Source organism: Pseudomonas sp. NY8896, assembly GCF_039634505.1.
In genome coordinates, this window is the sequence record NZ_CP132350.1 from 2,919,725 (window position 1) to 2,932,382 (window position 12,658).

Consider the following 12,658-nt stretch of genomic DNA (forward strand, 5'->3'; position numbering starts at 1 on the left):
TCAGCTCCAGCCAGCTTTGCCGCGGCGTCCGGCGTACAGCAGGAGCAGCACCAGGAAAGAGAACACCAGCATGGCACCGGCCAGCCAGTGGGCTTGCGAATACTCCATGGCTTCGACGTGATCGAAGATTTGCACCGAGACCACGCGGGTCTTGTCGGGGATGTTGCCACCGATCATCAGCACCACGCCAAACTCGCCCACGGTATGGGCGAAGCCGAGGATGCTGGCAGTGACGAAGCCGGGGCGGGCCAGCGGCAGTACCACATGAACGAAGGTGTCCCATGGGCTGGCGCGCAGTGTGGCGGCGACTTCCAGCGGCCGCTGGCCGATCGCGCCAAAGGCATTTTGCAGCGGCTGCACCACGAACGGCATGGAATACACCGTCGAGCCGATCACCAGGCCCGTGAAGCTGAACACCACAGTACCCAGGCCCAGCGCCTGGGTAGCCTGGCCGAGCCAGCCGTGTGGGCCGAGGGCGATCAGCAGGTAGAAACCGATCACCGTTGGTGGCAGCACCAGGGGCAATGCCACCACCGCCCCCACCGGCCCGCGCAGCCATGAGCGCGTGCGCGCCAGCCACCAGGCGATGGGTGTGCCGATAACCAGCAGGATCAGGGTGGTCAGGCTGGCCAGTTTCACGGTCAGCCAGATGGCACCTAGGTCACTGGCATCCAGTGGCATCAGAGTTCATAACCGTAGGACTTGATCACCGCTGCGGCTTTCGGGCCTTTGAGATATTCGACCAGTGCTTTGGCGGCCGCATTGTCCTTGCCTTTGTTGAGGATGACGGCGTCCTGGCGGATCGGGTCGTGCAGGTTGGACGGCACGATCCAGGCCGAGCCATTGGTCACCTTGCCGTCCTTGTAGATCTGCGACAGGGCGACGAAGCCCAGCTCGGCGTTGCCGGTGGAAACAAACTGGAAGGCCTGGGTGATGTTCTGGCCTTCGACAATCTTGCCTTTGGTGGCTTCGGTGAGCTTCAGCTTGTCCAGTACCTGAGTGGCGGCCAGGCCGTAAGGTGCCGCTTTCGGGTTGGCGATGGACAGGTGTTTGTATGCGTTCTTTTTCAACACTTCACCCTTGGCATCCACGTAGCCTTCCTTCGCAGACCACAGGGCCAAGGTGCCGATGGCGTAGGTAAAGCGCGAGCCGGGGACGATTTCCTTCTCTTCTTCAAGCTTCTTCGGGGTGCTGTCGTCGGCGGCGAGGAACACTTCGAAGGGTGCGCCGTTCTTGATCTGGGCGTAGAACTGCCCGGTGGCACCGTAGGCAGCGACCAGTTTGTGTCCGGTGTCTTTCTCGAAGTCTTTGGCGATGGCCTGGATGGGGGCTGTGAAGTTGGCTGCGACCGCGACCTGGACTTCGTCGGCCCAGGCAGTGTTGAAGGCGAACAGGCTGGCCAGGGCAGTGAAGGCCAGGTGGGACGGGCGGATACGCATGAAGACAGCTCCTTGGGGTTATCGTTATGTGCTGAACTATATAGCGATAAGCCATTTGCCGGGAAGAGGCCAGACCTGCCTTTCAAAAAGCCTGGTGCCCAACCACGGCCAGTGCCTTTTCGGCAATTTCCTGGGTCAGCTCACCTGCCGGCATGTGCCGTCCCAGCCGCAACGCCTGCCCCGACCACAGATTGCTGAAGTCACTATTGCCCAGCGGATCGGTGATCGCCCGCAAAGGCATCAATGCCCCACCCGCCAGCGGGAAGCGTGGCGCCAGCGCGCTCATCGGCCCCAGCTCGCGCATGATGCGGTTGTTGATACCCCGCGCGGGGCGGCCGGTGAACAGGTTGGTCAGCGCCGTGTCGCTGGCAGACGCGCTGTCCAGCGCCCGGCGATGCGCTGGCGAAACCTTGGCCTCGGGGCAAAACAGGTAAGCCGTGCCGATCTGCACTGCCGAGGCACCCAGGGCCAGCGCCGCCACCAGCCCACGGTGGTCGCCGATGCCACCCGCGGCAATCACCGGGACGCCGACCGCATCGGCAATCTGGGGTACCAGGGCGAACGTACCGATCTGGCTGGTGATGTCGTCACTCAGGAACATGCCGCGATGGCCACCGGCTTCATACCCCATGGCAATGATCGCGTCGCAACCGTTGTGTTCCAGCCAGATGGCCTCCTCCACCGTAGTGGCACTGGAGAGCACCTTGGCACCGCTGGCTTTTACCCGCTGCAGCAGTTCGGCCTGGGGTAGGCCGAAGTGGAAGCTCACCACCTCCGGGCGCAAGGCTTCGACCAGCTGGCAGCTTTGCTCGTCGAAAGGCGCACGGTTGGACACCGGCGTGGGCGCCGCGAAATCGGCACCCACTTCGTTGTAATAAGGTTCAAGGGCCTGCTTCCAACGCGCATCGTGCTCGGCATCGGGCGCTGGCGGCTGGTGGCAAAAGAAGTTCAGGTTAAGTGGGCGCCCCGGGCAGCCAGCGCGGAACGCGGCGATTTCGGCGCGCACTTGCTCGCCGCTGAGCATGGCGCAGGGCAGGGCGCCCAGCCCACCTGCCAGGCCCACGGCAATGGCCATGGGTGAGCCGGTCGCCCCCGCCATGGGCGCCTGCAGAATGGGCAACTCGACGCCCAGCAGGTCGAGGATACGGCGGTCGGGCCAGTGGCTCATGCGATTCTCCTTGCGTGGGGCGAGCGGCGCGGCGGGGGCTTGTGGCGGTTTTTACAGGGCTTTGCTGACCTGGATGTCGCTGATTTTCTCGGCGTCTTCACCGTGGATCTTGCGCAGGGCCTCAAGGGCTTGTTCCTGCGAGGCATCGGGCATCAGCGCGAAGTCCCAACGACGCTGGCCGTCGAGCTTGTATTTGATGACGTACTTGATGGTCTGGGTCATGGTGGCCTTATCTGAGTTTCGACGACGAACGACGGATGATCTTGATCTTGTGGGTCAGGGTTGGCTTGCGAGTGACCGAGATCGGGCGTGTGGTCACGGTATCGATGGTGATGTTCCAGAAGCCGGTGCTGGGCACGGTGATCTTCGCCGGAAACTTCTCGAAATGGCCGCCGTGGTAAGTATGACGGCCGCCGTTCTTGAAGCTGCGGAAGTTGGCGTCGTTCATCAGGCGGATATTGCAGCGCTGAGAGCACTCGATGACGACGATGTCGTCCTCGTTGAGGTGCTCGCGCTGGTGTACGAATTTCATGTGATGCTCCGCAAGGTTTGGATCTGCAAAGGCAAAAGATACCACGATGTACCGTTACACTGCCGCGCTGTTCGCCAGGCGCAGATAATTCTGCCAAAGCAGGGAGCAAAACCGCCTGGCAGTGGTCGAAGCGAATTCTTGATGGCAGAGGTGCTGCAAATGAAGTGGATGGTGGCGGCGTTGACGGTGACGCTCGGTGGCTGCGTGAGCGTTACCGAGCTGGAGCAATCGCGTGAAACGCTGGATGTGATCTCTGGCAAGAGCCCGCGCGCCTATGCCGATTGCGTCAAGCAGAAGCTGGCCGATACGCGTGACCCGCTGACTGAAGAGCAGCGTGGTGACGGCCTGCGGCTGATCGTGCCGCAGAAGCTCACCTCGGGGGCAGGCCCGGCGGCGCTGGTGGATATCGACAAGCGCGGCAGCGGTAGCAGCATCAAACTGCATGAGCGGCTGAACAATTTCCCGCTGCGCCTGGGTGATGTGCGCACTGCTGCAACCCAATGCATCTCCGGAAGTTGATCTGAGGCAACGGCTGTTCCTTGCTTTACTTATATGTTTTGAGCCTAAACATATAACAAAAGAAAAGGAGCTTCGTGATGACACCGTTGAGACGCGTCGTGATCGGCAGCCTGCTGATCCTGGCCTTGCCCACGGCGCATGCCGTCGATGGCCAGAAGGTCTTCTCCCAGGGCGGGGCCAACCCCGCCGCCATGGCCTGCCTCGGTTGCCATGGCCCGGACGGCAAGGGCATTGCCGCTGCCGGCTTCCCACGCTTGGCTGGGCTTCCAGCCGGTTACCTCAGCAAACAGTTGCATGACTGGCGCAACGGCCGCCGCAAGCAGCCGGTGATGGAGCCGCTGGCCAAAGCCCTGAGCGAAGATGAAATCGAGGCAGTCAGCAGCTACCTGGCCGGCCTGCCGGCAGCCCCCACTGGCGACCTGCGCCGCCAGCAAATTGCCGATGACCCTACTCCCCGCATGGCCCTGTACGGCGACTGGAGCCGGCAGATTCCCGGCTGCGTGCAATGCCATGGGCCGGGTGGCGGCGGGGTCGGTGAACACTTCCCGCCCTTGGCCGGCCAGCCCGCCAGTTACCTGATAGCGCAGCTCAATGCCTGGCGTGACGGCAGCCGCAGCAATGACCCCAACCAACTGATGGTCGGTGTGGCCAAGGCCATGACCGATGACGAGATCAAGGCAGTTGCCGAGTTCTTCGCCCGCCCCGCCAGCCAGGAGGTCACGCCATGAAGCCGTTGATTCCAGCCATGTTGCTGCTGGCCGTGGGCAGTGCCCAGGCCGCGCCGATTGCCATGGAAGACCAGTCGCAGTTGAAAGTGCCCGGCGTGCAGGCTGCGCCGCAGTTCGTACCCCCCGATGAAAGCGATTTGCCCGACAATGCCTTTGGCAAGATGGTGCGCGAAGGCCATGCCTTGTTCGTCGACACCCGCCGGCTGATGCCCGAGGCCGTGGGCAATGGCATGAACTGCAGCAACTGCCACCTCGACCAAGGGCGGCTGGCGCATTCAGCACCGATGTGGGGCGCGTACCCGATGTACCCGGCTTACCGCAAGAAGAACGACAAGGTGAATACCTACGCCGAGCGTATCCAGGGCTGCTTCCAGTTCAGCATGAACGGCAAGCCGCCGGCCGCCGACAGCCCGCAAATGACGGCGCTGGCGGTGTACGCCTACTGGCTGTCGACCAAGGCGCCGACCGGCGTGGAACTCGCCGGGCGCGGATACCCCGAGGTGGCGCAGCCACAGGGTGGTTATGACTTCAAGCGTGGCCAGCAGGTTTACCGTGAGCAGTGCGCCATTTGCCATGGTGACAACGGTGAAGGGCAGCAGGTTGCGGGCGAGTATGTGATGCCGCCGCTGTGGGGCAAGGACTCCTACAACTGGGGCGCCGGCATGCACCGCATCAACACGGCGGCGTCGTTCATCAAGTACAACATGCCGCTGGGCAAGCCCGGCAGCCTCAGCGACCAGCAAGCCTGGGACGTGGCGGCGTGGATCAACCGCCATGAACGGCCACAGGACCCTCGCCTGGTAGAGGGTTCCATCGAGAAAACGCGGGTGAAGTTTCATGCCAATGATGGCGTGAACCTGTATGGGCAGAAGGTTGATGGGGTGCTGGTGGGGCAGGGCACTGGAAGTTGATGGGGCACCGCCTCTTCGCGGGTGAACCCGTGAAGAGGCGGTATAGGCACCATTATTTTGCTGTCATCCGCCTGTCATGAATGACCGTAATATTCACGATCCCCCGGAACTATCTACACTGGGATATCTCTATGATGGCATCGGTCGCTATCGGGGGCATTGTAAGGTGACTGCCGCCTGATTAGACTGCGCCGAATTCCACAGGCCTAGCCTTTTGTAAGGACGTTTATGATCAAGAAATGCTTGTTCCCGGCAGCCGGCTACGGCACTCGCTTCCTGCCTGCTACCAAAGCCATGCCCAAGGAAATGCTGCCGGTGGTCAACAAGCCACTGATCCAGTATGGCGTTGAAGAAGCATTGGATGCTGGTCTGAACGAGATCTCCATCGTGACCGGTCGCGGCAAGCGCGCCCTGGAAGACCACTTCGACATCAGCTACGAGCTGGAAAACCAGATCAAGGGCACCGACAAGGAAAAATACCTGGTTGGCATCCGTCGTCTGCTCGATGAGTGCTCGTTCTCCTACACCCGCCAGACCGAAATGAAAGGCCTGGGCCACGCTATCCTCACCGGCCGCCCGTTGATCGGTGACGAGCCGTTCGCCGTGGTGCTGGCGGATGACCTGTGCGTCAACCTTGAAGGTGACGGCGTGCTGGCGCAGATGGTTGCGCTTTACAAGAAGTACCGTTGCTCGATCGTTGCCATTCAGGAAGTCGATCCGCAGGAAACCAACAAGTACGGCGTCATCGCCGGTGAAGAGATCAAGGACGGCATCTTCCGTGTCGACTCCATGGTCGAGAAACCGAAGCCTGAAGATGCCCCTTCGAACCTGGCCATCATCGGCCGTTACATCCTGACCCCGGACATTTTCGAGAAGATTGAGCAGACCGAACCGGGCAAGGGTGGCGAGATCCAGATCACCGACGCGCTGATGAAGCAAGCGGCCGAAGGTAACGTGATCGCCTACAAGTTCAAGGGCAAGCGTTTCGACTGCGGTGGTGCCGAAGGCTACATCGAGGCGACCAACTTCTGCTTCGAGAACTTCTACAAGGCTGGCAAGGCTTACTGATAAGCCCTGTTGGTATTGGAAAGCCACCCTTCGGGGTGGCTTTTTTGTTTGTGGCGGCCAACGGCGTTATGCTGGGCGCCTGCCTAGGAGACTGAATACATGGCCTACGATTTTGATCTGTTCGTGATTGGCGCCGGGTCCGGCGGCGTGCGCGCGGCGCGCTTTGCCGCGGGCTTCGGCGCAAAAGTGGCAGTGGCTGAAAGCCGCTACCTGGGCGGTACCTGTGTCAATGTCGGCTGTGTTCCGAAAAAGCTGCTGGTGTATGGCGCGCACGTTGCCGACGAACTGGAGCAGGCCGCAGGTTTCGGCTGGACCTTGGAAGAAGGGCATTTCGACTGGGGCACCCTGATTGCCAACAAGAACCGGGAAATCGAACGCCTCAATGGCATCTACCGCAACCTGCTGGTCAACAGCGGGGTGACCCTGCTGCAGGGCCACGCACGCCTGACCGGTGCCAATGAAGTGGAAGTGGACGGTCAGCGCTACAGCGCCGAACACATCCTCATCGCTACCGGTGGCTGGCCACAGGTGCCGGATATCCCCGGCAAGGAACTGGCCATCACCTCCAATGAAGCCTTCTACCTCAAAGACCTGCCTCGCCGGGTGCTGGTGGTGGGCGGTGGCTACATCGCCGTCGAGTTCGCTGGCATCTTCCAGGGCCTGGGGGCTAACACCACGCTGCTGTACCGTGGTGACTTGTTCCTGCGCGGCTTCGATGGCTCGGTGCGCACCCACTTGAAGGAAGAGTTGGAAAAGCGCGGCCTCGACCTGCAGTTCAATGCCGACATTCAGCGTATCGACAAACTTGAAGATGGCAGCCTCAAGGCCACCCTCAAGGATGGCCGAGAGCTGGTTGCCGATTGCGTATTCTATGCCACTGGCCGGCGCCCGATGCTGGACAACCTGGGCCTGGAAAACACCGGCGTCGAACTGGATGCGCGCGGCTACATTCGGGTTGATGAGCAGTTCCAGACCACCGCGCCGTCAATCCTTGCCATTGGCGACGTCATCGGGCGTGTGCAGTTGACGCCAGTGGCCCTGGCCGAAGGCATGGCCGTGGCGCGGCGCCTGTTCAAACCAGAGCAATACCGCCCGGTGGACTACCAGAACATCCCTACTGCGGTGTTCAGCCAGCCGCCGATCGGCACCGTAGGCTTGACCGAGGAGCAGGCGCTGGCGGCCGGGCACAAGGTGCAGGTGTTCGAAAGCCGCTTCCGCGCCATGAAGCTGACCCTGACCGACATTCAGGAAGAGACCCTGATGAAGCTGGTGGTCGATGCCGAGACCGACAAGGTGCTGGGGTGTCACATGGTTGGCCCTGATGCCGGTGAAATCATCCAGGGCCTGGGTATTGCGCTGAAAGCCGGTGCGACCAAGCAGCAGTTCGACGAAACCATCGGCGTGCACCCGACGGCGGCCGAAGAGTTCGTGACCATGCGTACGGTCACCCGCTGATAACGCGTAGCCTGCAGGAGCAGCACAAGGCTGCTCCTGCAGGGGTGTGCCGATCCGTGTCACGGCGCGCCGGTCCGCAATCCTTTGCTCAGCCCATTCCCTTCTATTAATTAACCCCGGTTATAGCCAAAACCAATCGCAAGCATGAGCTTTGCCAATGAGCCTTCAGCGGGATGATTAGTTAGGATTCTATCCATCAACTGATTCCAACCCCATGAAGGAGCGTCTCTCATGCCAATCATCAACAGCCAGGTCAAACCGTTCAACGCCACCGCCTACCACAAAGGCGAGTTCGTTCAGGTCAGCGAAGCCGACCTGAAAGGCAAGTGGTCTGTCGTGTTCTTCTACCCGGCCGACTTCACCTTCGTTTGCCCGACCGAGCTGGGTGACCTTGCCGACAACTACGCAGAGTTCCAGAAGCTGGGCGTGGAAATCTACGGCGTGTCCACCGACACCCACTTCACCCACAAAGCCTGGCACGACACTTCGGACACCATCGGCAAGATCGAATACCCGCTGATCGGTGACCCGACTCACGTCATCTCGCGCAACTTCGACGTGCTGATCGAAGAAGCCGGTCTGGCCGATCGCGGTACCTTCGTGATCAACCCGGAAGGCCAGATCAAAATCGTCGAACTGAACGACGGTGGTGTAGGCCGCGATGCTGCCGAACTGCTGCGTAAAGTGAAGGCTGCCCAGTACGTTGCCGCTCACCCAGGCGAAGTGTGCCCGGCCAAGTGGAAAGAAGGCGAAGCCACCCTGGCGCCGTCTCTGGACCTGGTCGGCAAGATCTAAGACTGTGAGCCAGTCGCGGGCGGTAGTCAGCCGCCAAAGCTGAAGTTGTTACCGCCCCGTCAAACGCCCGGGCGACCTCGCCTGGGCGTTTTTGTATCCGAGTTTTGAAAAAGGAATCGCCCGTATGTTGGACGCCACGCTTAAATCGCAACTGAAAACCTACCTGGAGCGGGTCACCCAGCCGATCGAGATCGTTGCCTCCCTCGACGACGGCGCGAAGTCCCGCGAATTGCATGACTTGCTGGTGGAAATTGCCGGCCTGTCGAACCTCATTACATTCAGCGCGGACGGTACCGATGCCCGTCGCCCGTCGTTCTCGCTGAACCGCCCGGGTGACAGCATCAGCCTGCGCTTCGCCGGCATCCCCATGGGCCACGAGTTCACCTCGCTGGTGCTGGCGCTGCTGCAAGTCGGCGGCCACCCATCCAAGGCCAGTGCTGAAGTGATCGAGCAGATCCAGGCCCTGGAAGGCGAATTCACCTTCGAAACCTACTTCTCGCTGTCGTGCCAGAACTGCCCGGACGTGGTCCAGGCGTTGAACCTGATGGCGGTGCTCAACCCCAACGTGCGCCATGTGGCCATCGACGGTGCGCTGTTCCAGGAAGAAGTGGAAGCGCGCAAGATCATGGCGGTGCCGAGCATCTACCTGAACGGTGAAGTGTTTGGCCAGGGCCGCATGGGCCTGGAAGAAATCCTTGGCAAGATCGACACCAGCGCCGGCGCCCGCCAGGCCGAGAAGATCAACGCTAAGGACGCCTTCGACGTGCTGGTGGTCGGCGGTGGCCCCGCTGGCGCCGCTGCTGCCATCTATGCTGCGCGTAAAGGCATCCGCACTGGCGTTGCAGCCGAGCGCTTCGGCGGCCAGGTGCTCGACACCCTGGCCATCGAGAACTTCATCTCGGTGCAGGAAACCGAAGGGCCTAAGCTGGCCACGGCGCTGGAAGAGCACGTCAAGCAGTACGACGTCGACATCATGAACCTGCAGCGCGGCGAAGCGTTGATTCCGGCCAGCGAGGGTGGCTTGCACGAAGTACGCCTGGCAGGCGGTGCCTCGCTGAAAGCCAAGACCGTGATCCTGGCCACCGGCGCCCGCTGGCGTGAAATGAACGTGCCAGGTGAGCAGGAATACCGTGGCCGTGGCGTGGCCTACTGCCCGCACTGTGATGGCCCCCTGTTCAAGGGCAAGCGCGTAGCGGTGATCGGCGGCGGCAACTCGGGCGTGGAGGCGGCCATCGACCTGGCCGGTATCGTCGCCCAGGTGACGCTGATCGAGTTCGACAGCCAACTGCGTGCCGACGCGGTTTTGCAGCGCAAGTTGCACAGTTTGCCGAACGTGAAAGTCATTACCAGCGCGCTCACCACCGAGGTGCTGGGCAATGGCGAGAAAGTGACTGGCTTGCGCTACAAGGACCGCACCACCGATGAACAGCATGACGTGGCGCTGGAAGGTATCTTCGTGCAGATCGGACTGTTGCCCAACACCGACTGGCTCAAAGGCACCGTCGAGCTGTCGCCGCGTGGCGAGATCATCGTCGACGCCAAGGGCCAGACCAGTATCCCGGGTGTGTTTGCAGCGGGTGACGTGACGACCGTGCCGTACAAGCAGATCGTGATTGCGGTGGGTGAGGGGGCCAAGGCTTCGCTGGCGGCCTTCGACCACCTGATTCGCACTTCGGCGCCGGCGTAAGCCTGTACCGGCCCATTCGCGGCTAAAGCCGCTCCCACAGGTACTGCACAGATTTTGAATGCTGTGCGGTCCCTGTGGGAGCGGCTTTAGCCGCGAAAGGGCCGGCACAAGCAAAGCAGAAACTGAGGGTGTCTATGATTAGTGCAGACACCCTCAGGAGCTTGAACATGACCCTGATCAGCCGCGAACCCTGGTGGCTAGTCCCCCCCAAGCCCGGGCAGAAAGAGCAGGACCTGCACTGGGGCTACCTGGAAATCTACGCCGACGGGCGCACCGTGTTCGTCGACCAGCGCCCCAGTGACCGGGAGCTGGCCGAGCGCAAGAGCTGCCGCAACTTCCCCGACCCCGAGCCGTGAAGGCTCAGCCTTCCAGCTCGGCCAGCCGTGCTTCCAGCGCTGCAATGCGTGCTTCGAGGGCTTCGATGCGTTCTTCCGACACACTGGCGCCACTGCTGCGTGCGCCACCTTCCTGCTGGCGTGCAGCGAGGATCGCCTCGATTTCCGCCGGGTCGCCCAAGGCGTGGGTGTAGCGGTCCTCACGCTGGCCGGCCTGACGCGGTAGGTGCAAGGCCAGGTCCCGCGAGATCAGGCGCTCCAGCTGATGCTGAATCTGCTCGGTGTCGTCGAAGTCGTGCAGGCGGTTGCTGCGGGTCAGCAGTTCGTTGAGCGTTTGCGGGCCGCGCAGGAACATCAGGCCCATCAGTACCAGCTGTGCGGGCACCAGCTCCAGTGCCTTGTCTACCCGCTGTTCCCAGCGGTCGGCACGGCTGCCCATCTGCAAGCGGGTCAGGTCCTGCCCTTCAAGCGCACGCAGGGCTTGGCCAACCTGGCCTTGGGTGAGGTTCATCACAGGTTCGCGGCTGGTCTTCTGGTTGCAGGCCAGGACCAGGGCATTGAGGGTCAGCGGGTAGCTTTCCGGGCTGGTGGCCTGCTTTTCGATCAGCGAGCCGAGAACGCGGATCTCGATGCTGTTGAAGCGGCCTTCACCTGCGGTTTCGTGTTCTGACATGGCCCTGTCTCGTTGCTGAGGAAAGGCCACTAGGGTAGGTAATGCCAACGTGTAAGGCAATTGGGGCCGCACAGCGGCCCCGGCAATCTCAAGGGTTGCGCCGCTCTTCGGCCAGGCACGCCGCCGCAGTGAACAGCACATCGGTCGAAGAATTCAGCGCCGTTTCGGCCGAATCCTGCAGCACGCCGATAATGAAGCCTACCGCCACCACCTGCATGGCAATTTCGCTGGGGATGCCAAACAGGCTGCATGCCAGTGGAATCAGTAGCAGCGAGCCCCCAGCCACGCCCGAGGCACCGCAGGCGCACACCGCCGCCACCACGCTGAGCAGCACGGCAGTTGGCAGGTCCACCGGGATGCCCAAGGTATGCACGGCGGCCAGGGTCAGTACGGTAATGGTGATCGCCGCACCGGCCATGTTGATGGTCGCGCCCAGCGGGATCGACACCGAATAGGTGTCTTCATGCAGGCCAAGGCGTTCCGACAATGCCAGGTTGACCGGAATGTTGGCGGCCGAGCTGCGGGTGAAGAATGCGGTAATGCCGCTTTCGCGCAGGCACAGCAGCGTCAGTGGGTAAGGGTTGCGGCGGATCTTCCAGAACACGATGAGTGGGTTCATCACCAGCGCCACGAACAGCATGCAGCCGATCAGTACCGCCAGCAGGTGCAGGTAGCCGAGCAGCGCGTTCAGGCCTGACTGGGCCAGGGTGGAGCTGACCAGCCCAAAGATGCCCAGCGGGGCGAAACGGATGACCATGCGCACGATCAAGGTCACGCCATTGGACAGGTCGTCTACTACGGTACGGGTGGTTTCGCCGGCATGACGCAGGGCCACGCCCAAGCCGATGGCCCAGGTGAGTATGCCGATGAAGTTGGCGTTGAGCAGGGCATTGACCGGGTTGTCGACCGCGCTCAGCACCAGGTTCTGCATCACCTCGGTAATGCCGCCTGGTGCGCTCAGCGTGGCCTCGCCCGTGCTCAGCACCAGGTGCGACGGGAACAGCATGCTGGCGACCACGGCCACCACCGCTGCGGCAAAGGTGCCCAGCAGGTACAACCAGAGGATCGGGCGAATGTGGGTTTCCTGGCCGTGACGATGGTTGGCGATCGAAGCCATGACCAGGATGAACACCAGCACGGGCGCAACCGCTTTCAGGGCGCTGACGAATACCTTGCCGAGGAAAGCCAGGTCGCAGGCGATGGCAGGTGCCAGCAGCGCAAGGGCGATGCCGGCGAGCAAACCGATGACGATCTGCGTGACCAGGCTGGTGCGGTTGAGGAAACGGAGGAGGGGGGTCATGTGCAGCGGTATCTCGGAATCTGGAAAGGGCGGACTTTACCATAGCGG

At 61.9% G+C, this 12,658-nt stretch carries 15 protein-coding genes; 8 read left to right on the plus strand and 7 right to left on the minus strand.

The window, feature by feature from the left end:
• The 5 genes from modB to Q9451_RS13180 all read right to left on the minus strand — a co-directional run bounded on the left by modB (position 1) and on the right by Q9451_RS13180 (position 3,139).
• A complete protein-coding gene (gene modB, locus Q9451_RS13160; protein ID WP_012273152.1) occupies positions 1-681 on the minus strand; it encodes a molybdate ABC transporter permease subunit in 681 nt (226 codons plus the stop codon).
• Positions 681-1,439: a molybdate ABC transporter substrate-binding protein gene (gene modA / locus Q9451_RS13165; RefSeq protein WP_012273151.1), complete on the minus strand. Its 759-nt coding sequence runs from the start codon at positions 1,437-1,439 to the stop codon at positions 681-683. The genes modB and modA overlap by 1 nt, the downstream gene beginning before the upstream one ends.
• A gap of 82 nt (positions 1,440-1,521) precedes the next feature.
• Entirely contained in the window at positions 1,522-2,607 is a 1,086-nt protein-coding gene (locus Q9451_RS13170; RefSeq protein WP_012273150.1) for a nitronate monooxygenase family protein, read from the minus strand.
• A 51-nt stretch (positions 2,608-2,658) separates the two neighbouring features.
• Positions 2,659-2,829 (minus strand): hypothetical protein, encoded by a 171-nt coding sequence (locus Q9451_RS13175; protein ID WP_012051910.1) that lies wholly within the window; start codon positions 2,827-2,829, stop codon positions 2,659-2,661.
• Positions 2,830-2,836: 7 nt separating this feature from the next.
• Positions 2,837-3,139, minus strand: a complete 303-nt coding sequence (locus Q9451_RS13180) for a DUF1883 domain-containing protein (RefSeq protein ID WP_003250918.1) — start codon at positions 3,137-3,139, stop codon at positions 2,837-2,839.
• 159 nt (positions 3,140-3,298) lie between these two features.
• Between Q9451_RS13180 and Q9451_RS13185 the strand changes: the two genes are divergently transcribed.
• The 8 genes from Q9451_RS13185 to Q9451_RS13220 all read left to right on the plus strand — a co-directional run bounded on the left by Q9451_RS13185 (position 3,299) and on the right by Q9451_RS13220 (position 10,658).
• A complete protein-coding gene (locus Q9451_RS13185) occupies positions 3,299-3,658 on the plus strand; it encodes a hypothetical protein (protein WP_012273149.1) in 360 nt (119 codons plus the stop codon).
• A 77-nt stretch (positions 3,659-3,735) separates the two neighbouring features.
• Positions 3,736-4,386, plus strand: coding sequence for a c-type cytochrome (locus Q9451_RS13190; protein WP_012273148.1), 651 nt, complete (start codon positions 3,736-3,738; stop codon positions 4,384-4,386).
• The gene (locus Q9451_RS13195) at positions 4,383-5,297 is read left to right on the plus strand and encodes a c-type cytochrome (RefSeq protein ID WP_012273147.1); all 915 of its coding nucleotides are present in this window, start codon (positions 4,383-4,385) and stop codon (positions 5,295-5,297) included. The genes Q9451_RS13190 and Q9451_RS13195 overlap by 4 nt, the downstream gene beginning before the upstream one ends.
• 228 nt (positions 5,298-5,525) lie before the next feature.
• The gene (galU, locus tag Q9451_RS13200; RefSeq protein WP_012273146.1) at positions 5,526-6,365 is read left to right on the plus strand and encodes a UTP--glucose-1-phosphate uridylyltransferase GalU; all 840 of its coding nucleotides are present in this window, start codon (positions 5,526-5,528) and stop codon (positions 6,363-6,365) included.
• Positions 6,366-6,464: 99 nt separating this feature from the next.
• On the plus strand, positions 6,465-7,820 hold the full coding sequence (gorA, locus tag Q9451_RS13205) for a glutathione-disulfide reductase (protein WP_012273145.1): 1,356 nt from the start codon (positions 6,465-6,467) through the stop codon (positions 7,818-7,820).
• A 231-nt stretch (positions 7,821-8,051) separates the two neighbouring features.
• Positions 8,052-8,615: an alkyl hydroperoxide reductase subunit C gene (gene ahpC, locus Q9451_RS13210; protein ID WP_003250537.1), complete on the plus strand. Its 564-nt coding sequence runs from the start codon at positions 8,052-8,054 to the stop codon at positions 8,613-8,615.
• Between the two features lie 124 nt (positions 8,616-8,739).
• Positions 8,740-10,302, plus strand: coding sequence for an alkyl hydroperoxide reductase subunit F (gene ahpF / locus Q9451_RS13215; protein ID WP_012273144.1), 1,563 nt, complete (start codon positions 8,740-8,742; stop codon positions 10,300-10,302).
• A 167-nt stretch (positions 10,303-10,469) separates the two neighbouring features.
• Entirely contained in the window at positions 10,470-10,658 is a 189-nt protein-coding gene (locus tag Q9451_RS13220) for a hypothetical protein (RefSeq protein WP_041166543.1), read from the plus strand.
• 4 nt (positions 10,659-10,662) lie between these two features.
• On the opposite strand, the gene Q9451_RS13225 is transcribed toward Q9451_RS13220, so the two are convergent.
• Together Q9451_RS13225 and sstT are read right to left on the minus strand one after the other, a co-directional pair.
• Positions 10,663-11,310 carry a DUF480 domain-containing protein gene (locus tag Q9451_RS13225; RefSeq protein ID WP_012273142.1) on the minus strand — a complete coding sequence of 216 codons (648 nt, stop codon included), beginning with the start codon at positions 11,308-11,310 and terminating at the stop codon, positions 10,663-10,665.
• An 88-nt stretch (positions 11,311-11,398) separates the two neighbouring features.
• Positions 11,399-12,610 carry a serine/threonine transporter SstT gene (sstT, locus tag Q9451_RS13230; protein WP_012273141.1) on the minus strand — a complete coding sequence of 404 codons (1,212 nt, stop codon included), beginning with the start codon at positions 12,608-12,610 and terminating at the stop codon, positions 11,399-11,401.
• Positions 12,611-12,658 lie beyond the last annotated feature (48 nt).